The following is a 19,401-nucleotide window of genomic DNA, read 5'->3' as shown; positions in this document are numbered from 1 at the left end:
GGGGCTCCTCATGAGTGCGTTAAATAAAAAAAGTTTTCTCACTTACCTGAAAGAAGGCGGTATTTACGTTGTTCTTTTAGTACTGCTGGCTATCATTATTTTCCAGGACCCTACGTTCTTAAGCCTGCTGAACCTGAGTAACATTCTGACCCAGTCTTCCGTGCGAATTATCATTGCGCTGGGCGTGGCGGGCCTGATCGTGACCCAGGGGACGGACCTTTCTGCCGGTCGCCAGGTGGGTCTGGCGGCGGTTATCGCGGCAACCCTGCTGCAGTCGATGGAAAACGCCAACAAGGTGTTCCCGGAAATGGCCACCATGCCGATTTTCGTGGTGATCCTGATTGTCTGCGCCATCGGTGCGGTGATTGGCCTGATCAACGGTATTATCATCGCTTACCTGAACGTGACGCCATTTATCACCACCCTGGGTACGATGATCATTGTTTACGGTATCAACTCCCTGTACTACGACTTTGTCGGTGCTTCACCCATCTCGGGTTTTGACAGCGGCTTCTCGACCTTTACGCAAGGGTTCATCGCGCTGGGCAGCTTCCGCCTGTCGTATATCACCTTCTATGCACTGATTGCGGTGGCCTTTGTCTGGATCCTGTGGAACAAAACGCGCTTTGGTAAAAACATCTTCGCAATCGGCGGTAACCCGGAAGCGGCGAAAGTCTCCGGCGTAAACGTTGCTCTGAACCTGCTGATGATTTACGCGCTGTCCGGTGTGTTCTACGCCTTCGGCGGGATGCTGGAAGCGGGCCGTATCGGCTCTGCAACCAACAACCTTGGCTTCATGTACGAGCTGGATGCGATCGCAGCCTGCGTGGTGGGCGGCGTCTCCTTCAGCGGCGGTGTGGGTACGGTACTGGGCGTGGTGACCGGTGTGATCATCTTCACCGTCATCAACTACGGTTTGACCTACATCGGCGTGAACCCGTACTGGCAGTACATCATCAAAGGCGCCATTATTATCTTCGCGGTTGCGCTGGATTCACTGAAGTACGCGCGTAAGAAATAAGCTTCTCGCGTGTTACACGGCCCGCTCACCGAGCGGGCTTTTTTTATGCCTTATGCCAGCTGTGACTCCTCTCGGGTCACAATGCGTTCAAACCAGTCGAGTTCTGAGAGCTTGCAGGCGACCCACTGTTCAGAAAAGGCGTCGCCCAGGCTGTCGGTGAGGTACTGACAGCGGGCAAAGGTCTCAATCGCCTCCTGCTGAAACAGCGGCAGTTCGGGCCGATCGTGCTGCGGTTCGGGCAAATCCTCCTCGTCGATGTTTTCCAGCCCGTACAGCATGCCGGTCAGGATAGCGGCTGCCACCAGATACGGATTGGCATCAGCCCCGGCCAGCCGGTACTCGATACGGCGGTTGTGGTCATCCGAACAGGGAATACGCAGGGCGGCGGAGCGGGTGTTATAGCCCCAGGAGTTAAATACGGGTTCCGTCAGGTTTTTACGCAGGCGACGAAACGCGTTGACGCCCGGCGCAAGAACGGCGACAGAGGCGGGCATCAGCGCCAGCTGGCCCGCGATGCACAAACGCATCATGCTGTTAAGCGCGTTCACCGGGGAAGCAAAGACGTTTTCGCCGCGACTGTTATTCAGGCTGAAATGGAAGTGCAAACCGCTGCCGGACAGATGGCTGAAAGGCTTAGCCATAAAGTTGGCCTGCAGGCCGTGCTTTTCGGCAACGTATCGGGTCAGGCGACGAAGCGCCAGCACGTTATCGCAGACTTCAACGACGCGATGGCTGTGCTTCAGGTTTAATTCGTACTGACCGGACTCGGCTTCCGCCACGATCCCGGACAGCGGGATGCGCTGAAGGTGCGCCAGCTGTTCCAGCTCGTCAAACAGCGCCGCATGGGCAGTTGGGGTATCCATATGAAAACAGCCCTGATTTTGCGGATCCCGATCGTCATGCCCCGTCAGATAGAACTCGATTTCCGGGGCAATCACCGGGAAGAGGCCGTGCTGGTGGAAGCGGGCCAGCACGTTCTGCAGTATCACGCGCGGCTCAAGCGGGCAGGGGTTATCGTCGCTGTCTTTCATCGTCAGCAGGATCTGCGCGTTGTGCTGCGGATCTTGCGGACAGGGGCGCAGGGTGCCGGCGACCGGAACGCAGAGTCGGTCCGGTTCATCATGAAGCGGGGCGGCGATTTTTCCTTTCTGATCCATCGAGTAGACCGAAAGGGGAAAATAACAGCCTTTTTCCAGGGTCAGCATGCTCTCCACCGACAGACGCTTGCCGCGCATCGTGCCGTTGATATCGTTCAGGTAAACGTCAATATGTTTCGTCTGTGGATAACGTTCCAGATAATCTGCCACTTCCACTGAAATGTTGTGCTGCAGGGCGTCAATTTTTTCATCAAGCCAGAGACCGGAATTGAGAGCGCCAGGAAGTGATAAACCGGGAAAGTTAAAATACGGGCGGAGACTTTTGAGGAAAAACGCATTCATTATCGAGTTCATAGTCATTCTTCAATGAAGCCGTAGCGGCAGTGAACTCAGCTTAAAATAGCCGACATAAAGGGGGGATAAAAAGCGTCAGGCCTGGCGTAAAGAATGTATAAAGGCGGTCCTGTTATTTCTCTTTTTTCTGCATATCGAGCAGCTGTTCGGGCGTGACGGCCGGGTAACCCTGCGCGTCTTCCGGTACTTCATGCATCGCCGGAATCGGCACCAGCGGGCCTAAAAAGCGCGGTTCGCGTTTGAAAATATACAGGTCTGCCAGAGCGCCAAAACGGGCGCCAAACTCGCGCACGCGCACGCTCAGCATATCTTTTGGTGACGGCACCGCGTAACACTGCGCCTGAATGCCCATATGCAGCGCGATAAACAGCGCACGTTCGCAGTGGAAGCGCTGGGTGATGATGATGAAGTCGTTAGTGTCGAAAACTTTGCGCGTGCGCACGATGGAGTCCAGGGTGCGGAATCCGGCGTAGTCGAGCACGATATCGGCAGGGTCCACGCCCGCCGCAATCAAATCCTTACGCATCGTCACCGGTTCATTGTAGCTTTGCAGGGCGTTATCGCCGCTTAACAGCAGGTAGTTCACCTTCCCACTGTTGTAGGCGTTAAGCGCGCCCTGAATGCGGTAACGGTAATACTGATTAATGACGCCGGTGCGGTAATACTTGGCGGTGCCGAGCACCACGCCAACCTGACGGTAGGGCAGGTCCTGCAGGTCATCAAAGATGTAGGGGGCGGTTTTCCAGCTCATCCAGCGGTCGAGACCCAGCACGATCAACAGCAGTATGCCGACCAGGACAGACAGGCTGTAAAAAACGCGCTTTAACATGGAGATGGCTCGTTCGTGGATGAAATTTAACTCAGGCTACTTTACCCGCCTGGTTAGCGCAAGAAACAGCGACTCAACTGAGGGGTTTTTCAGCAAACTGGCGGGCATTTCTGCCCGCCGGAAGGATTACGCAAGCAGTACGCGGTCAATTGTCGTACAGCCTAACGCTTTGAGCGTTGCGGCGGTGGCATCCCACTGGATCAGTGGCGCATCGGCAATCTCTGCCAGAATGGCGCGCTGAATGTCCGGATAGTCATAGCCGTTCAGGCTCAGCAGATTAAGCGCGCCCTGCAACGGTGGCAGCGTCGGGTTAAACGCGGCGTTTTCCGCATAGCTGCCGCTAAAGATCCGGCCATCACGGCACTGCAGCGCCACGCCGCTCGGGGACTTGCTGTACGGCGTGTGGCTCTTGTTGGCAGCAAGAATGGCCGCCTGGCTCAGGTCATCGCCGGACAGGGCGTAACCGTGGTCCTGAGCGTCCATCAGCAGCGTTTTGATCTCCAGATCTTTTGGGCCAAACGCGTCAGGCAGATAATCCCCCAGCGTGTGCGGCGCGCGGCCTGGCAGGTTGATGCGCAGCTGCAGCCCGCTGTTCAGCTCGTTCATAAACTGACGGCAGTGGCCGCAGGGGGTGTAGTTAACGGTAATGGCGCTCAGCGCTTTTTCACCGCGCAGCCAGGCGTGGCTGATGGCGCTCTGCTCGGCGTGAACGGTTTGCTGCATGGTCGCGCCCAGGAACTCCATGTTGCCACCGAAGTACCAGGTTCCGCTGACGCCGCGCGCAATGGCCCCGACGTTGAAGTGGGAGAGATCGGCCCGCGCGCAGGCGGCGGCCAGCGGGAGCAGTGCGAAAGCCAGCGCGTCTTCGTCCAGTCCCGTTGCCTGTTTCAGCATCGTGACCTGCTCCGCGGTCAGCAGGGCGGGGAAGTGTGCATCTGCCAGAACGGGAGCAAGGGCTGACTGCAAATTCTCTGCAAGCTGGGCGAAAGCAGCTTGAAAACGTGGGTGCATGGCGTTTGCCTCATAAAGGTTAATGGATCGGTAGTTTACGGAGCCGTCAGGGCTTTATATGTGATCCACTTCTCATTATGTATGCAACTTATGAAATCAAAATGAAATTTGCGCGACGCATCGCAAATTTTAGCCCATCACCGCCAGAATCAGCGGGAAAATGAACGGGGCCAGCAGGGAGGTGATAATCCCGCAGATCACCAGCGCCAGCGAGCTAAACGCCCCTTCCTGATAATCCAGCTCCGCACAGCGGGCAGTGCCCAGCGCGTGAGAGGCGGTACCCATCGACAGCCCCCGTGCCGCTTTAGTATGAATACGCATAGCGTTCAGCAGGGTATGACCAAACACCGCACCGAGAATACCGACGAAAATGACGCACATCGCGCTGATGGCCGGGATCCCGCCGAGGCTGCCACCGACTGCCATCGCGATAGGCGTGGTCACTGATTTAGGCAGAATAGAGGCGGCAATCTGCGGGGAGGCCCCCATTAACAGTGCTACCGACGTTCCGGTGATCATCGCCACCAGGCTGCCCACAAAACAGATGGTAATGATGGATTTCCAGCGGGCGCGGATCTGGTGGAGCTGTTCATATAAAGGAAAGGCGAGCGCTACAACGGCAGGCTGCAGCAGGTCGTTTAAAATTTTGCTGCCGGCAAAGTAGCGTTCATAAGGAATGCCGGTGAGCAGCAGGAACGGAATGATCACCACCATTGCCACCAGCAGCGGGTTCAGCAACGGCATTTTGAAACGTGCGGCAAGTTTGCGCGCGGCGAAGAACACCACCAGGGTTAACGGCAGCGACCACCAGATATTGGCCATCATTTTTTTGTTTTCTCCCCGACCACGTTACGTTCGCCATGCACCAGATGCGAACTCCAGCTCACCACCAGGAAAACCACCAGCGTACTGACCGCGCAGGAGACCACAATCGGGCCGAACTGGGCTTTGAGCAAATCAAAATACTGCATGACCCCGACGCCGATAGGCACGAAAAGCAGCGCCATATAGCGAATGAGGACGAAGCAGCCGGGGTTGACCCATTTTGCGGGCAGGATTTGCAGCGCCAGCAAAACAAAGAGGATCAGCATACCGATAATGCTGCCGGGAATGGTGATGGGCAGCAGCGACGCGATGAAAATCCCGGCATACAGACAGGCGTAAATCAGGACGAATGCGCGCAGATATTGCCAGATAATGTTCAATGATTTGCTCATGGTGATAGTCCTTGCTGAAACGCATTCATCATACAATTAAACCTAAAAATGTGCCATGGATCACATCATGAAATTTGAGCATACCAGACATTCCAGAATGGAACGTCTGGTATCACATTGCAGGGGCAGGCTACAGTTTAGAAGAAAGGGAGTGCGCTGGCGAAGTAACGCGCCAGAGAATGCATCAGCGTCAGGCGGTCAGTTTATCGAGAAAAGAAAATAGCACCTGATTCATTTCGCGATAATCATGCGAGCGGAGTTTTTCCGCCGTTTCGACAAAACGGAATTCAGCCGCGCGGCGGAGGTCGTTCTGCGAATGCTCAATCAGCAGCTCTACGACCTCCGGCGTCAGTTCCATATGACACTGAAAACCGTAAACTCGTTCGCCATATTGCACGATCTGGCGGGGACAGCCCTCGCTGTAAGCGAGCACCTTAGCCTGCGGCGTTAGCCCTGGCATGTCGTTATGCCAGTGACCGACGCTCAGCTCGTGGCCAAAATCCTTAAACAGCGGGTTGGCCTTGCCTGCCTCAGTGAGCCTGACGGGAAATTTGCCGATCTCTTTTTCCGGGCTGTGGGAAAACGCTGCGCCCAGCGCTTCGCCGATAAGCTGCGAGCCCAGACAAACGCCAATCACCGTTTTACCCGCCTCTATTGCGCGGCCGATGAGTGCCTTTTCCGCCTGCGCATCAAACCAGGGGCATTCCTCAACCGTGGTGGCAGGTGACTGCGGGCCTCCCATGATGATAAGCAGGTCTGTGCTCTCCAGGTCTTCGGGTAACGGATCGCCCTGATAAACTCTGGTGTAGCTCAGACGACAGCCGCGGTTTTTCCCCCAGATTTCATAGGCGCCTGGCGCTTCGAAATGTTCATGAATGATAAAATGAATGTGCATTGCGTCTCTTTCCGGTTACGTGTACAAGCAGCATCATAAGAGGAAGGGAGGAATGTGAAATGCCAACCGTTATCGATAAAACGCCAATTCACGACGATGCCATCGGATGGTCAAGAGGGGCAATTAGCTATACGCGTGGCGAAGTGGATCCGCCTCACCAGCATTCACAGGGGCAACTTTTGTTTGCCATCAAAGGGGTGATGCTGGTCGAAACCGGCAATAAGCGTTGGGTCATACCGCCACAGCGCGCGCTGTGGATCCCTCCTTTTCAGGAACACACCTACAGCGTGTTATCCGCAACGGAGCTCCGCGCGGTCTGGTTTAGCCCGGCGCTGATATCGCAATGTGAGCCTTTTCAGCGGAAAGAAGAGGTTCACGTGATTATGGCGACAGCGTTGTTCAAAGAGCTGATTGCCGGGCTGTTCAGCGCGGAATACCGGCCAGCCAGTCAGCGCAGCATGGCTGTTTTGCTGCTCGAAATCCTTAGTGAGGCGAAACAGATTTCGGCCGAATTACCGATGCCCGTTGATGAGCGGTTACATCGCGTTGCCTGTGACATCATTGCCAACAATCTCTGGGATGTTTCTATGGAAAGGCTGGCAGAACGGGCCGCCATGTCTGAACGCACATTTTCACGCGCGTTTATCAAAGATACCGGCTTTAGCTTCCGGGCCTGGCGACAGCGTGCAAGGATTTGTGCCTCGCTGGACCTGCTCGCCAACGGATACCCGGCTAAGCAGGTGGCCTGGATGCTGGGGTTTTCTGGCCCGGCGGCATTTGCGGCGGCGTTTCGCGCCATTGTCGGGGCAACGCCGGCTGACTTTCTCCCTGAACAGAAGCGCTTCCCAGCGATATAGAGAGCGGCTACTATAGCGCGTCTTTTTTCACAGGTACTGCTATGCGTGTTTTACTGGCCCCAATGGAAGGCGTGCTCGACTCCCTCGTGCGCGAGCTTCTGACCGAGGTGAACGACTACGATCTCTGCGTGACGGAATTTCTGCGCGTGGTCGATATGTTGTTGCCGGTAAAATCCTTCTTCCGCCTGTGCCCCGAGCTGCACAACCAGAGTCGGACCTCTTCCGGCACGCTGGTGCGTATTCAGCTGCTCGGCCAGTATCCTGAATGGCTGGCGGAAAACGCCGCCCGTGCGGTAGATCTGGGCTCTTACGGGGTGGATCTCAACTGTGGCTGTCCGTCGAAGCTGGTGAACGGCAGCGGCGGCGGGGCGACCTTGCTGAAAGATCCTGAGCTGATTTATCGCGGCGCGAAAGCCATGCGTGAAGCCGTGCCTTCGCATTTGCCGGTGACGGTTAAGGTGCGCCTGGGATGGGACAGCGACGCGCGGCAGTTTGAAATCGCCGATGCGGTGCAGCAGGCCGGGGCCACCGAGCTGGTGGTGCATGGCCGCACCAAAGAAGATGGCTACAAAGCCGAGCGCATTAACTGGCAGGCGATCGGTGAGATCCGCAAACGCCTTACCATTCCGGTGATCGCCAACGGCGAAATCTGGGATTACGAGAGCGCGCAGGCCTGTCTGAACACCACCGGCTGCGATGCGGTGATGATCGGTCGCGGCGCGCTGAATGTGCCCAACCTCAGCCGGGTGGTAAAATATAACGAGCCGCGGATGCCGTGGGCAGACGTCGTCACGCTGCTGCAAAAATACAGCCGTCTGGAAAAACAGGGCGACACCGGTTTGTATCACGTTGCGCGAATTAAACAGTGGCTGAGTTATTTACGCAAAGAGTACGATGAAGCGCTGGGGTTATTTCAGGAGATTCGGATATTACAGACTTCTGCTGATATTGCCCGGGTGATTCAGTCCAGATAATAAGCGTTAAATTGCTCACACTTTTTTAAACCAGAAAACAGTTCAGGTTTTCAACGTGGCGCGACGGTGTTAAGGTGCCACTGTTTTCAACGCAGGATTGTTACTGGTTAACAGGCAAAACCTAAGCGTTTCACAGCATTCTCGCTGTGGAGCGCTTAGGTTTTTTTTTGCCTGTCATTTACGCAGGAGAGACATTTGGCTTAGCGCTTTTTACTGATTTTAAAAAAATGAAATATCGACAGGAAATAGAAAAATTTCCTGCGGTCGGTTACGCACTAAATACTCACTCACAGGTTGTTATCATGGCATATAAAAATAAACTCTACGCGTTCGCCTTATTGACGATATCTCCGCTGTCGATGGCGCAAGACTGGAACGGAACGGTATTAGGTTTTGAGGCTCCACCGGCTCCCCTTCTCGGCGATATGCTCGGTGTGCGTAAGATCCTTAACGATAACGGCTTTACGTACAATCTCGGTTATTTGAATGAGATCGGCTGGAACGGCGGCGGTGGCTATAACCACGACTCCCACGTGGCCTATATCGACCAGTTTGCGCTGACCTTCAACCAGGACCTGGAGCGCTGGACCGGCATCCCGGATGCGCGTATCGAGGGGAACATCGTCAACCGTAACCACAATGACGACCTCACCACCAAACGCGTGCAGGACCCGCGCGTCAACTTTAACGACCTGACCCAGGAGAGCTGGGGCGGGCAGTCGATTACTCGCCTCGGATGGCTGACCTTTGCCCGCAGCTTTGACGACCGGCGTCTGACCTGGCGCATCGGGATGATGAACAAGGTGCAAACCTTCGATCAAATCATCCCCTGTGATTTCCAGCTGCTGTCGCAGTGCGGCGGGAAGTCAGCCAACTCGCTGACCTGGAACAACTGGAACGTTCACACCTGGGGCACCACGCTTGCGTATAAATTAACGCCGACGCTGACCCTGAAAGGCGGCGTGATGGAGCAAAATCCGGAGGCCTCCAGCCGCAGCCACGCCTGGAGCTGGTCGACGAAGGGCAGCAAAGGGGTCTTACTGCCGGTTGAAATCGAAGCGCGTCCGCTGATTAACGGCCTGCCGGGCGCGTACAACCTCGGCGTGGTGTTTACCAACGCGCCGCAAACCGATCTCTATCGCGGCCAATCCGGCGGTGCGGGCGCGACGGACCCGGACGGGTTTGAAACGCACAGCCGAACCTGGTTTATGTACGCCGGGCTGAACCAGCAGCTTACGCAGCACCAGGACGATCCGAATCGCGGGTTGAGCACCTCGTTCAGCATGAGCCTTGCGGATCAGAGCACTAACTACATGCATCAGGTTTACGCCGCCTCGCTGCGCTACCGCGGGTTGTTTGACGCGCGCCCGGAAGACTGGATTGGCTTCGGGCTGACCTGGATTGATATGAGCAGCCAGTACGCGCGCAACCAGCGCTATATGAACAGCCTGAGCGGCGTGTCGGACTATAACGATCCGGCGTATCACCCGGTGCCGGGCCACTCCCTGAACGGTGAGTTTTACTATCGCTTCCGTCCGGTGTCGTGGCTGGAGCTGCAGCCGGGCATTCAGTACTGGCACCATCCGGGCGGTGTATCCCGGACGCAGGATGCCTGGGTAACGGAGCTGAAAACCGTCGTGACGTTCTAGCAATGTCGATCCGCATCACGTTTCTGATGCGTGACGTATTGAGGCTACGAATGAAACTGATAGAGTGCCAGAACTGGATTGTTACTGCTTAGGCAGGCAAAACCTGATTTTCTGGCATCTGCCGGAGGTCAGGTTTTTTTGTTTCTGGGGTTCATATGAAAATCGCCAAGATACTCAATAATAACGTGGTGGTTGTTCAGGATGAGCGCGGGCGCGAACAGGTGGTGATGGGCCGTGGGCTGGCCTTTCAGAAGCGCGTCGGTGAAGCGCTGGATACCGCGTTGGTTGAAAAGGTGTTTGCGTTACAAAGCGATGAACTGGTGCGTCGACTTGGGGAGCTGCTGAGTCAAATTCCGCTGGAGGTGATGACCACCTGCGACCGCATCATCGGGCTGGCGGCGCAGCGGCTGGGCAAGCTGCAGGAGAGTTTGTATATCACCCTAACCGACCACTGCTACTTTGCGATTGAGCGGCAGAAGAAAGGGCTGGCCATCAAAAACGTACTGCTGTGGGATATTAAACGGTTGTATCCGAAGGAGTTCGAATTAGGGCTGGAGGCGCGGGCCATTATCGCCAGACGCCTGAACGTCGAACTGGAGGAGGATGAGGCCGGGTTTATCGCGCTGCATCTGGTCACCGCGCAGTTGAACAGCGAAATGCCGGACGTGATGCACGTGACGCGGGTGATGCAGGAGATCCTGCAGCTGGTGAAGTATCAGCTGCAGCTTGAGTATGACGAAGAGTCGCTCAGCTATCAGCGTTTTGTCACCCACCTGAAGTTTTTTGCCCAGCGGATGCTCACCCGCACCGTGGTGGAAGATGACGATGTCTCGCTGCATACGGCAGTAAAAGACAACTACGCGAAAGCGTGGAAGTGCGCTGAGAAAATCGCCCAGCACCTGAACAAAAGCTATCAGCGTGAGCTGACAACCGAAGAAATTATGTTCCTCGCCATTCATATCGAGCGGGTGAGAAAAGAGGGGCGTTAAGCCCCAAAACAGGATTGTTACTGCATCATGCAGGCAAAACCTGAGCGCGCCCTCCTCATGGAGGACGTTCTCGGGTTTTTTTATTTTTATACTCAGTCAACAGGTGCCTGCTGGCATCGGATGTAAGGAAATCGAGATGGAATACCAGGCTTTAGCGAAGGATATTCTCGGCCACGTTGGCGGAAAAGAGAACATCGTCAGCCTCGTGCACTGCGCGACCCGGCTTCGCTTCAAACTGAAAGAGAACCAGAAAGCGGATGCCGAAGGGCTGAAGAAAAACCCGGGCGTGATCATGGTGGTTGAAAGCGGCGGCCAGTTTCAGGTGGTGATTGGCAACCACGTTCACGACGTCTGGCAGGCGGTGCGCAATGAAGCAGGCCTCACCGATGACGCGCCCGTCGTGGAAGAAAAAGGGGAAAAGGGTAACCTGCTGGGCCGACTGATTGACATAGTCTCCGGGATCTTCACCCCGTTTATCGGCATTCTGGCCGCGTCCGGTATTCTGAAAGGGCTGCTGGCGCTGGCCGCGGTGTGCGGCTGGCTCAGCACCGAGAGCGGTACCTATAAGATCTGGTTTGCCGCCAGCGACGCGCTGTTCTTCTTCTTCCCGCTGGTGCTGGGCTATACCGCCGGGAAAAAATTCGGCGGCAACCCGTTTATTACCATGGTGATCGGCGGGGCGCTCACCCATCCGATGATGATTGCGGCGTTTAACGCCAGCCAGCAGCCGGGCGCGGTATCGGAAGCCTTTTTGGGCATTCCTGTCACCTGGTTCAACTACAGTTCGTCGGTGATCCCGATTATTCTCGCCGCGTGGGTCAGCTGCTGGCTGGAAAAAAAGAGTACGACGCTCTTGCCTTCCTCGATGAAAAACTTCTTCGCGCCGCTGATCTGCTTAGGATTAACCGTGCCGCTGACCTTCCTGGTGATTGGCCCGCTGGCGACCTGGCTCAGCCAGATGCTGGCCAACGGCTACCAGTGGATTTACGTCCTGGCTCCGTGGCTGGCGGGTGCGGCGATGGGCGCGCTGTGGCAGGTCTGCGTTATTTTTGGCCTGCACTGGGGGCTGGTACCGCTGATGATTAACAACCTCGCGGTGCTGGGACATGACTCCATGCTGCCAATGTTATTGCCCGCGGTGTTTGGCCAGGTCGGCGCGGCGCTGGGGATCTTCCTGCGTACCCGCGACGCCCGTCAGAAAATGCTGGCCGGCTCGTCCGTGACGGCGGGGATTTTCGGCATCACCGAACCGGCGGTGTACGGCGTTAACCTGCCGCTGCGCAGACCGTTTATTTTCGGCTGCGTGGCGGGGGCAATCGGCGGGGCGATTGTCGGCTTCAGCGACACCCACGTTTACTCCTTTGGCTTTGCCAACGTCTTTACTATCGCCCAGATGATCCCGCCGGGCGGCGTGGACGCCACGCTGTGGGGCGGCATTATCGGCACCGTGGTGGCGCTGGTGCTGAGCTGTGTCCTGACGCTGGCGGCGGGCATGCCAGCACGCTCAGCGCCCGAGGCGGTTGCGCCAGTGGGTGAAAACGATGTGCTGGCACCGATGACCGGCACCGTGCTGGTGCTCGATCAGGTGCCGGATACCACGTTTGCCAGCGGCCTGCTGGGCAGCGGTGCCGCGATCATTCCTTCCGATAACAAAGTGGTTGCCCCGTTTGCGGGCGTTGTTGCCTCTCTTTTCCAGACCAAACACGCCATCGGCCTGCTCAGCGACAGCGGTATTGAAGTGTTAATCCACGTGGGGATCGACACCGTGAAGCTCGACGGTAAGCCGTTTACCGCCCACGTGAAGGTGGGCGACAAGGTGCAGCCCGGCGATCTGCTGCTGGAGTTTGACCGACAGGCGATTATCGATGCCGGATACGACCTGGCGACCCCGATTATTATCAGTAACAGCGATGAGTACCGCGAGGTGGCGACCGTGGCGGCAACGTCCGTCAAAGCCGGTGCGCCATTACTCAGCGTAATCCATCAATAACAGGAGAACGTGATGAAAACTTTCCCGGACGATTTTTTATGGGGCGGCGCGGTTGCCGCGAATCAGGTAGAAGGCGCGTATCGGGAGGATGGAAAAGGGCTGTCCACCTCAGACGTTCAGCCGCAGGGGGTCTTCGGCCCGGTGGTGGAGCGCGTCGCGGGTGACAGCGGCATCAAGGATGTCGCCATCGACTTCTATCATCGCTACCCGGAAGACATCAAGCTGTTCGCCGAGATGGGCTTTAGCTGCCTGCGCGTCTCCATTGCCTGGACCCGCATTTTTCCGAACGGCGACGAGCAGCAGCCTAACGAAGCGGGGCTGGCGTTTTACGACCGGCTGTTTGACGAACTGGCTGCGCACAACATTACCCCGCTGGTGACGCTGTCGCATTACGAAATGCCGTGGGGGTTGGTGAAACAGTACGGCGGCTGGGGCAGCCGCCAGACCATCGGGCTCTTCGAGCGCTACGCCCGTACTGTGTTTGCGCGTTACAAAGAAAAGGTCAAGCTGTGGCTGACCTTCAACGAGATCAATATGTCTCTGCACGCGCCGATGACCGGCGTGGGCCTGCCGGAAACCAGCAGCAAAGGGGAGGTGTACCAGGCAATCCATCACCAGCTGGTGGCCAGCGCGCTGGCGGTGAAGGCCTGCCATGAGATTATCCCGGATGCCAGAATTGGCAACATGCTGCTGGGCGGCCTGATGTATCCGCTGACCTGCAAGCCGGAAGACGTGCTGGAGACGCTGCAGGAAAACCGCGCGTGGCAATTCTTTGGCGACGTGCAGTGTCGTGGCACCTACCCGGGGTATATGCAGCGCTTCTTCCGCGACAACGGTATCCAGCTTGAGGTAACTGATGCCGACCGTGAGGCGCTGAAATCGACCGTCGATTTTATCTCGTTCAGCTACTACATGACGGGCTGCGTCACCGCGGATGACGCCCTCAATCAGCAGGCGCGCGGCAACATCCTGAGCATGGTGCCAAACCCGCATCTGGCAAGTTCCGAATGGGGCTGGCAGATTGACCCCATCGGTCTGCGTACCCTGTTAAACGTGCTCTGGGATCGCTATCAGAAGCCGTTGTTTATCGTGGAAAATGGCCTCGGGGCGAAGGATAAACCGGATGCGGACGGCGTGGTACAGGATGACTATCGCATCAGCTACCTTAACGACCATCTGGTACAGGTGCGTGAAGCGATTGAAGACGGCGTTGCGGTGATGGGATATACCAGCTGGGGGCCAATCGACCTGGTGAGCGCGTCAAAAGCTGAACTCTCCAAGCGCTACGGTTTTATTTACGTCGATCGCGATGACAGTGGAAAAGGCACGCTGGCGCGCAGCCGTAAGAAAAGTTTCTACTGGTATAAAGAGGTTATTACCACGAAAGGCGCTTCGCTGAAAGCCTGATATCAAGGACGTTGCCCGGCGATGCGCCGGGCAAATGAATCAGAAAATCATCTTGAATACGCCGGTGACCACTAAGAGCCCTATCAGAAATATAATCAAAATAACCCACAGTAATATTTTCATTCCCTTCTCCCACTCATGTATGTCCTGAATAAGTGTAGCAGCGTATTTATATTTGGCATGAATGTATTGAATTTAATCATTATCTTTGGGAATAAATTTCCGAGTATTAAAATGTATGACAATTTGCGGATTGCCACGCGTTACTAAAAAAATGTACGACATCGAGCGTAACTTGCGCCTTTATTTTTTTGAGTTTATGGCGTCATGAAACGTTCTCTTATTTTATCTCTGAGTGCTCCCATTGTATTTATTCTGGCTGCCTGCGCGCCTGAACATGCCACGGTGTCTCCCATTAAAACGCAAACCACTGCGGCGTCGGTGAATACGCAGCTTCGCCATACCGACTGGCCGAAAAATGAGTGGTGGAAAGACTATAACGATCCCGAACTTAATTCGCTGATTGCGAAAGCGTTGAGCGATGCGCCGGATATGCAGATTGCCCGTCAGCGCATTACGCTTGCCGAAGCTCAGGCTAAAGCTGTTATGGCGGCCGATGGTCCGCAAATTGATTTTTCCGCCGATGCGGAACGCCAGAAAATGTCCGCCGAAGGGCTGATGGGGCCCTTTGCCCTTACCGACCCGGCTGCAGGCACCACCGGGCCGTGGTACACCAACGGCACCTTTGGCCTGACCGCGGGCTGGGATCTCGATCTGTGGGGAAAAAATCGCGCCCAGGTCGAGGCCCGGATTGGCAAAGTGAATGCGCAAAAAGCGGAGCTGGAGCAGACCCGCCAGCTGCTGGCCGGCAGCGTGGCGCGGCTCTACTGGGAGTGGCAAACTCAGGCCGCCGCAGGGGAGGTTCTCGCGCAGATCAAACATGAACAGGACAACATTATCGGTGCCGACCGCGAGCTCTATCAGCACGGGATCACCTCCTCCGTAGAGGGTGTTGAAACGGATATCAACGCCAACAAAACCGAAGAGCAGCTGGCAGAAGTCAACGGGAAGATGAAAGCCGTAGAGGCGCGTCTGGTCGCGCTGACGAATTCTTCCTCTGTGACGCTTACGCGCCATGCGCTGCCGACGGTAGACGCCTCGTTACCGTCGACGCTCGGTTATGAACTGCTGGCACGCCGTCCGGATCTTCAGGAAGCGCACTGGTATATCGAAGCCTCCATGAGCGAGGTGGAGGCCGCCAGAGCGGCATTCTATCCTGACGTAAACCTGATGGCGTTCTTACAGCAGGATGCCCTCCATCTGAGCGATCTGTTTCGCTCTTCAGCGCAGCAGATGGGCGTGACCGCCGGATTGACGCTGCCGATTTTTGACAGCGGCAGGCTGAACGCCAGCCTGGATATCGCCCAGGCACAGAACAACCTTTCGGTGGCCAACTACAACAAAGCGGTGGTCGAAGCCGTCAATCAGGTGGCACGCACGGCCAGTGAAGTCGAAACGCTGACGGCGAAGAACCGCCATCAGCAGCAGGTTGAAAAAGATGCGGCGCGGGTTGTGGCGCTGGCGCAGGCGCGTTTCAGCGCGGGGATCGTTGCGGGCTCCCGGGTCAGTGAAGCCAGAATCCCGGCCCTCAGGGAACACCTCGCAGGATTGCTGCTGAAAGGCCAGTATGTCGACGCCACGCTGCAGCTGACGTCGGCGCTGGGCGGTGGCTATCACCACGGCTAAAAAAGGTCATTATCTATACTTACCTCTTTGCAGTTTTTCAGGAGGTGAGTATGACCAGAGTAGCGATTGTGACCGCATCGGATTCCGGGATTGGTAAAACCACGGCCCTGATGCTCGCCGGGCGCGGGTTTGATATTGGCGTCACCTGGCACTCGGATGAAAAAGGGGCTCTGGAAACCTGTCGCGAAGTCGAAGCGCAGGGGCAGCGCGCGGAGGCTATCCATCTTGATTTGAGCACCCTGCCGGAAGGTGCAGAGGCCATTGAAACGCTGATTGCGCGTTTTGGTCGGCTGGACGTGCTGGTCAACAATGCGGGTGCGATGACCAAAGCGCCGTTCCTTGATATGCCGTTTGACGACTGGCGGACGATTTTCACCGTCGACGTGGACGGCGCGTTTCTCTGTTCACAAATTGCCGCCCGGCAGATGGTGAAGCAGGGGGAAGGGGGGCGAATTGTGAACATTACCTCGGTGCATGAGCACACGCCGCTGCCGGAAGCGAGCGCCTACACGGCGGCAAAACATGCGCTCGGCGGGTTAACCAAATCCATGGCGATGGAACTGGTTAAGCATAATATTCTGGTGAACGCCGTCGCGCCGGGAGCCATTGCCACACCGATGAACGACATGGACGACAGCGAAGTGAAGGAAGGTTCAATGCCGGAAATCCCGCTGGCAAGACCGGGGCACACCAAAGAGATTGCCAGCCTGGTCGCGTGGCTGTGCGACAGCGACGCCAGCTACACGACGGGGCAATCGTTTATTGTCGACGGGGGTTTTATGCTGGCGAACCCGCAGTTTAAGCCGGAGGGGTAGGTTCCCCTCACCCTCACCCTAACCCTCTCCCAAAGGGAGAGGGAACTAAAAACACCCTCTCCCTTTGGGAGAGGGCCGGGGTGAGGGCACCAGCCCGCACTTACTCCTCATCCCGCATCTTTTCCCGATGCTTCAGCCACAGCCTGATGCCAATCACCACCACAACCACAAGAATCAGCCACGCCCAGTGTTTAATATGCTGGTCGAGATTATGCAGCCATGGCGCAATCACTTCTCCCCCGACGTAGCCAAGCGTTGTAAAGATCAGCGCCCAGGCAATCGCACCCACAATATTGAGCGGCAGGAAAATTTTTGGCGGCAGATGGCTGGCGCCAATCAGTATCGGCCCGATGATGCGAAAGCCATACATAAAGCGCGTGCCGATGACGAACAGATAGGGGTGACGTTGAATGAGCCGTTGAGCGCGTCGGATTTTCTTCTGATGCTTTGCGAAACGGTTAAGCAGCGTGGGCCCGAAGCGCAACCCCAGAAAGTAGAGCAACTGATCGCCAATCATCCCGCCGAGCGCGACCGCGGCGACGACCAGTGGGAATTTCAGCAATCCCTGATGCGCGGCGACGCCGCCTAACAGCGTGATGGTTTCACCTTCTGCCACGCTACCGATGACCAGCGCGGCATATCCATATTGTTCAATGAGTGCGTTAATATCCATTACGTAAATGTTTTCTCCCTCAGCGTACCTCGTTTAATCATATACCTCATGAATCAACAGCGGGGAAATCAACGGAAATTTCCCACTGTACATAAAATAATCTAAAGCCTGCATTATACTTAAGGTATCGCTGACGGGCTGACAATAAGGGGGCGCTATGAACCATGTCTGGGGACTTTTCTCCCATCCCGATCGTGAAATGCATGTCATTAAAAGTGAGAACGAAACGGTCTCGCATCATTACACGCATCATGTGCTGCTGATGGCTGCGGTGCCGGTAATATGCGCTTTTATCGGAACAACACAAATCGGCTGGAACTTCGGTGACGGCACCGTGGTTCAGCTTTCCTGGTTTACCGGGCTCTATCTTGCCATCGTTTTTTATGGCCTGATGCTGGCGGGTGTGGCGATAATGGGGCGTGTCATTCACTGGATGGCGCGTAACTACCCGCAACGTCCATCGCTGGCGCACTGTATGGTCTTTGCCGGATATGTCGCGACCCCGCTGTTCTTAAGCGGTATTGTTGCGCTCTATCCACTGGTCTGGCTGTGCGCGCTGATCGGTACCATTGCCCTCTTTTACACCGGGTATCTGCTGTATCTGGGGGTTCCAACCTTCCTGAATATCAATAAAGAAGAGGGCCTGAGTTTTTCCAGTTCAACGCTCGCCATCGGGGTGCTGGTGCTGGAGGCGCTACTGGCGCTGACGGTTATTCTTTGGGGTTATGGATACCGTCTCTTCTGAGTTCACTGCATTGCTGGCGTAAATGCCAGCAATGCAGCATCTGTTCACGATTATCCGCTGGCGACAACGCCCGGTGACCGCTATGATGCCGAAGCCAGCCTGTATTTGTCAGTTGATACAGGCGGTGTACGTCATGACGTGCGTGAATAATTATCAGAAGTCTCACCATGCTGAAATTCCGAGTCTCTTTACTTAGCCTGGCGCTGTTGCTGGGCGTGTCCGCTGCCGTGCCGGCTGTCGCTAAAACGCCCGCGGTGACCGCCGCTGCTGCTCAACCGCAAATTGCGTCCGGCAGCGCGATGATTGTCGATCTCAACACCAATAAGGTGATCTACGCCAGCCACCCGGACCTGGTGCGCCCGATCGCCTCGATTACCAAATTAATGACCGCGATGGTGGTGCTTGATGCCCATCTGCCGCTGGACGAAAAGCTGAAAGTGGATATCAGCCACACGCCGGAGATGAAAGGGATCTACTCTCGCGTGCGGCTGAACAGTGAAATCAGCCGTAAAAATATGCTGCTGCTGGCGCTGATGTCGTCTGAAAACCGTGCGGCGGCGAGCCTGGCGCATCACTATCCGGGCGGCTATGACGCCTTTATCCGTGCGATGAACGCGAAAGCCAAAACGTTGGGGATGACCAATACGCATTATGTTGAGCCGACGGGTCTGTCGATCAGCAACGTCTCCACGGCCCGCGATCTGACGAAACTGCTGATTGCCAGCAAACAGTATCCGCTGATTGGTCAGCTCAGTACCACCCGTGAAGAGATGGCGACCTTTGCTAACCCGGCCTATACGCTGCCGTTCCGCAACACTAACCACCTGGTATACCGGGATAACTGGAATATTCAGTTAACGAAAACCGGCTTTACCAACGCGGCAGGACACTGTCTGGTGATGCGCACGGTGTTTAACGGTAAACCGGTGGCGCTGGTGGTGATGGATGCCTTCGGCAAATATACTCACTTTGCGGATGCGAGCCGCCTGCGTACCTGGATTGAGACCGGGAAAGTGCAGCCCGTTCCGGCCGCAGCATTGACGTATAAAAAACAGAAAGCGGAACAGATGGCGACGGCGCAGAACGACTGAGCCGTTTGTGCGCGCTGATGCCCTCACCCCGACCCTCTCCC

Annotated in this window: 18 protein-coding genes and 1 pseudogene; 11 read left to right on the top strand and 8 right to left on the bottom strand. The window is 56.2% G+C overall.

Features of this window, described 5'->3' with window-relative positions; all coding sequences use genetic code 11:
* Positions 1-10 precede the first annotated feature (10 nt).
* A complete protein-coding gene (gene mglC, locus FU672_RS04085) occupies positions 11-1,021 on the top strand; it encodes a galactose/methyl galactoside ABC transporter permease MglC (RefSeq protein ID WP_013097952.1) in 1,011 nt (336 codons plus the stop codon).
* Between the two features lie 50 nt (positions 1,022-1,071).
* Here the strand turns inward: mglC and FU672_RS04080 are convergent, their stop codons facing one another.
* The 6 genes from FU672_RS04080 to FU672_RS04055 form a co-directional block, all read right to left on the bottom strand.
* On the bottom strand, positions 1,072-2,460 hold the full coding sequence (locus tag FU672_RS04080; protein WP_148242496.1) for a glutamine synthetase family protein: 1,389 nt from the start codon (positions 2,458-2,460) through the stop codon (positions 1,072-1,074).
* 124 nt (positions 2,461-2,584) lie between these two features.
* Positions 2,585-3,301: an outer membrane permeability protein SanA gene (gene sanA / locus FU672_RS04075; protein WP_008500918.1), complete on the bottom strand. Its 717-nt coding sequence runs from the start codon at positions 3,299-3,301 to the stop codon at positions 2,585-2,587.
* Positions 3,302-3,427: 126 nt separating this feature from the next.
* Positions 3,428-4,312: a cytidine deaminase gene (gene cdd / locus FU672_RS04070; RefSeq protein WP_148242271.1), complete on the bottom strand. Its 885-nt coding sequence runs from the start codon at positions 4,310-4,312 to the stop codon at positions 3,428-3,430.
* Between the two features lie 129 nt (positions 4,313-4,441).
* Positions 4,442-5,137, bottom strand: a complete 696-nt coding sequence (locus FU672_RS04065; RefSeq protein WP_048992525.1) for a CidB/LrgB family autolysis modulator — start codon at positions 5,135-5,137, stop codon at positions 4,442-4,444.
* Positions 5,134-5,529 carry a CidA/LrgA family protein gene (locus FU672_RS04060; protein ID WP_045629863.1) on the bottom strand — a complete coding sequence of 132 codons (396 nt, stop codon included), beginning with the start codon at positions 5,527-5,529 and terminating at the stop codon, positions 5,134-5,136. Before FU672_RS04060 ends, FU672_RS04065 begins: the two co-directional genes overlap by 4 nt.
* A gap of 190 nt (positions 5,530-5,719) precedes the next feature.
* Positions 5,720-6,424, bottom strand: a complete 705-nt coding sequence (locus tag FU672_RS04055) for a type 1 glutamine amidotransferase (RefSeq protein WP_148242270.1) — start codon at positions 6,422-6,424, stop codon at positions 5,720-5,722.
* A 59-nt stretch (positions 6,425-6,483) separates the two neighbouring features.
* Here FU672_RS04055 and FU672_RS04050 point away from each other — a divergent pair, with 59 nt between their 5' ends.
* The 6 genes and pseudogenes from FU672_RS04050 to FU672_RS04025 all read left to right on the top strand — a co-directional run bounded on the left by FU672_RS04050 (position 6,484) and on the right by FU672_RS04025 (position 14,290).
* Positions 6,484-7,281 (top strand): AraC family transcriptional regulator, encoded by a 798-nt coding sequence (locus FU672_RS04050; RefSeq protein WP_148242269.1) that lies wholly within the window; start codon positions 6,484-6,486, stop codon positions 7,279-7,281.
* A gap of 41 nt (positions 7,282-7,322) precedes the next feature.
* On the top strand, positions 7,323-8,255 hold the full coding sequence (gene dusC / locus FU672_RS04045; RefSeq protein WP_148242268.1) for a tRNA dihydrouridine(16) synthase DusC: 933 nt from the start codon (positions 7,323-7,325) through the stop codon (positions 8,253-8,255).
* Positions 8,256-8,614: 359 nt separating this feature from the next.
* On the top strand, positions 8,615-9,904 hold the full coding sequence (locus tag FU672_RS04040; RefSeq protein ID WP_410053322.1) for a carbohydrate porin: 1,290 nt from the start codon (positions 8,615-8,617) through the stop codon (positions 9,902-9,904).
* 155 nt (positions 9,905-10,059) lie between these two features.
* Complete coding sequence (gene licT / locus FU672_RS04035) at positions 10,060-10,893, top strand: BglG family transcription antiterminator LicT (RefSeq protein ID WP_148242266.1); 834 nt, start codon at positions 10,060-10,062, stop codon at positions 10,891-10,893.
* 24 nt (positions 10,894-10,917) lie between these two features.
* Positions 10,918-12,883, top strand: a pseudogene (bglF, locus tag FU672_RS04030) (PTS beta-glucoside transporter subunit IIABC).
* 12 nt (positions 12,884-12,895) lie between these two features.
* On the top strand, positions 12,896-14,290 hold the full coding sequence (locus FU672_RS04025) for a glycoside hydrolase family 1 protein (protein WP_148242264.1): 1,395 nt from the start codon (positions 12,896-12,898) through the stop codon (positions 14,288-14,290).
* Between the two features lie 39 nt (positions 14,291-14,329).
* Here FU672_RS04025 and yohP read toward each other — a convergent pair whose 3' ends face one another.
* Positions 14,330-14,413, bottom strand: a complete 84-nt coding sequence (gene yohP / locus FU672_RS25545) for a small membrane protein YohP (RefSeq protein ID WP_015572324.1) — start codon at positions 14,411-14,413, stop codon at positions 14,330-14,332.
* 204 nt (positions 14,414-14,617) lie between these two features.
* On the opposite strand from yohP, the gene mdtQ reads away from it, so the two are divergent.
* Together mdtQ and FU672_RS04010 are read left to right on the top strand one after the other, a co-directional pair.
* On the top strand, positions 14,618-16,036 hold the full coding sequence (gene mdtQ, locus FU672_RS04015; protein WP_148242263.1) for a multidrug resistance outer membrane protein MdtQ: 1,419 nt from the start codon (positions 14,618-14,620) through the stop codon (positions 16,034-16,036).
* A 50-nt stretch (positions 16,037-16,086) separates the two neighbouring features.
* The gene (locus tag FU672_RS04010; RefSeq protein WP_148242262.1) at positions 16,087-16,851 is read left to right on the top strand and encodes an SDR family oxidoreductase; all 765 of its coding nucleotides are present in this window, start codon (positions 16,087-16,089) and stop codon (positions 16,849-16,851) included.
* A 100-nt stretch (positions 16,852-16,951) separates the two neighbouring features.
* Here the strand turns inward: FU672_RS04010 and FU672_RS04005 are convergent, their stop codons facing one another.
* Complete coding sequence (locus FU672_RS04005; protein ID WP_148242261.1) at positions 16,952-17,524, bottom strand: DedA family protein; 573 nt, start codon at positions 17,522-17,524, stop codon at positions 16,952-16,954.
* Positions 17,525-17,681: 157 nt separating this feature from the next.
* Between FU672_RS04005 and FU672_RS04000 the strand changes: the two genes are divergently transcribed.
* Together FU672_RS04000 and pbpG are read left to right on the top strand one after the other, a co-directional pair.
* A complete protein-coding gene (locus tag FU672_RS04000; protein ID WP_033146018.1) occupies positions 17,682-18,269 on the top strand; it encodes a Yip1 family protein in 588 nt (195 codons plus the stop codon).
* 167 nt (positions 18,270-18,436) lie between these two features.
* Positions 18,437-19,360, top strand: a complete 924-nt coding sequence (gene pbpG / locus FU672_RS03995) for a D-alanyl-D-alanine endopeptidase (protein ID WP_148242260.1) — start codon at positions 18,437-18,439, stop codon at positions 19,358-19,360.
* Positions 19,361-19,401: the final 41 nt, after the last annotated feature.

Origin of the sequence: Enterobacter asburiae (genome assembly GCF_008080435.1) — a bacterium.
GTDB classification, from domain to species: domain Bacteria; phylum Pseudomonadota; class Gammaproteobacteria; order Enterobacterales; family Enterobacteriaceae; genus Enterobacter; species Enterobacter asburiae_C.
This window is presented reverse-complemented; position numbering and strand designations above follow the sequence as displayed.

What these genes read in the sequence shown, in the direction of transcription:
- mglC (WP_013097952.1), top strand. Translation starts at nt 11, where the DNA reads ATGAGTGCGTTAAATAAAAAAAGTTTTCTCACTTACCTGAAAGAAGGC.
- FU672_RS04080 (WP_148242496.1), bottom strand. Translation starts at nt 2,460, where the DNA reads ATGAATGCGTTTTTCCTCAAAAGTCTCCGCCCGTATTTTAACTTTCCC.
- sanA (WP_008500918.1), bottom strand. Translation starts at nt 3,301, where the DNA reads ATGTTAAAGCGCGTTTTTTACAGCCTGTCTGTCCTGGTCGGCATACTG.
- cdd (WP_148242271.1), bottom strand. Translation starts at nt 4,312, where the DNA reads ATGCACCCACGTTTTCAAGCTGCTTTCGCCCAGCTTGCAGAGAATTTG.
- FU672_RS04065 (WP_048992525.1), bottom strand. Translation starts at nt 5,137, where the DNA reads ATGATGGCCAATATCTGGTGGTCGCTGCCGTTAACCCTGGTGGTGTTC.
- FU672_RS04060 (WP_045629863.1), bottom strand. Translation starts at nt 5,529, where the DNA reads ATGAGCAAATCATTGAACATTATCTGGCAATATCTGCGCGCATTCGTC.
- FU672_RS04055 (WP_148242270.1), bottom strand. Translation starts at nt 6,424, where the DNA reads ATGCACATTCATTTTATCATTCATGAACATTTCGAAGCGCCAGGCGCC.
- FU672_RS04050 (WP_148242269.1), top strand. Translation starts at nt 6,484, where the DNA reads ATGCCAACCGTTATCGATAAAACGCCAATTCACGACGATGCCATCGGA.
- dusC (WP_148242268.1), top strand. Translation starts at nt 7,323, where the DNA reads ATGCGTGTTTTACTGGCCCCAATGGAAGGCGTGCTCGACTCCCTCGTG.
- FU672_RS04040 (WP_410053322.1), top strand. Translation starts at nt 8,615, where the DNA reads ATGGCGCAAGACTGGAACGGAACGGTATTAGGTTTTGAGGCTCCACCG.
- licT (WP_148242266.1), top strand. Translation starts at nt 10,060, where the DNA reads ATGAAAATCGCCAAGATACTCAATAATAACGTGGTGGTTGTTCAGGAT.
- FU672_RS04025 (WP_148242264.1), top strand. Translation starts at nt 12,896, where the DNA reads ATGAAAACTTTCCCGGACGATTTTTTATGGGGCGGCGCGGTTGCCGCG.
- yohP (WP_015572324.1), bottom strand. Translation starts at nt 14,413, where the DNA reads ATGAAAATATTACTGTGGGTTATTTTGATTATATTTCTGATAGGGCTC.
- mdtQ (WP_148242263.1), top strand. Translation starts at nt 14,618, where the DNA reads ATGAAACGTTCTCTTATTTTATCTCTGAGTGCTCCCATTGTATTTATT.
- FU672_RS04010 (WP_148242262.1), top strand. Translation starts at nt 16,087, where the DNA reads ATGACCAGAGTAGCGATTGTGACCGCATCGGATTCCGGGATTGGTAAA.
- FU672_RS04005 (WP_148242261.1), bottom strand. Translation starts at nt 17,524, where the DNA reads ATGGATATTAACGCACTCATTGAACAATATGGATATGCCGCGCTGGTC.
- FU672_RS04000 (WP_033146018.1), top strand. Translation starts at nt 17,682, where the DNA reads ATGAACCATGTCTGGGGACTTTTCTCCCATCCCGATCGTGAAATGCAT.
- pbpG (WP_148242260.1), top strand. Translation starts at nt 18,437, where the DNA reads ATGCTGAAATTCCGAGTCTCTTTACTTAGCCTGGCGCTGTTGCTGGGC.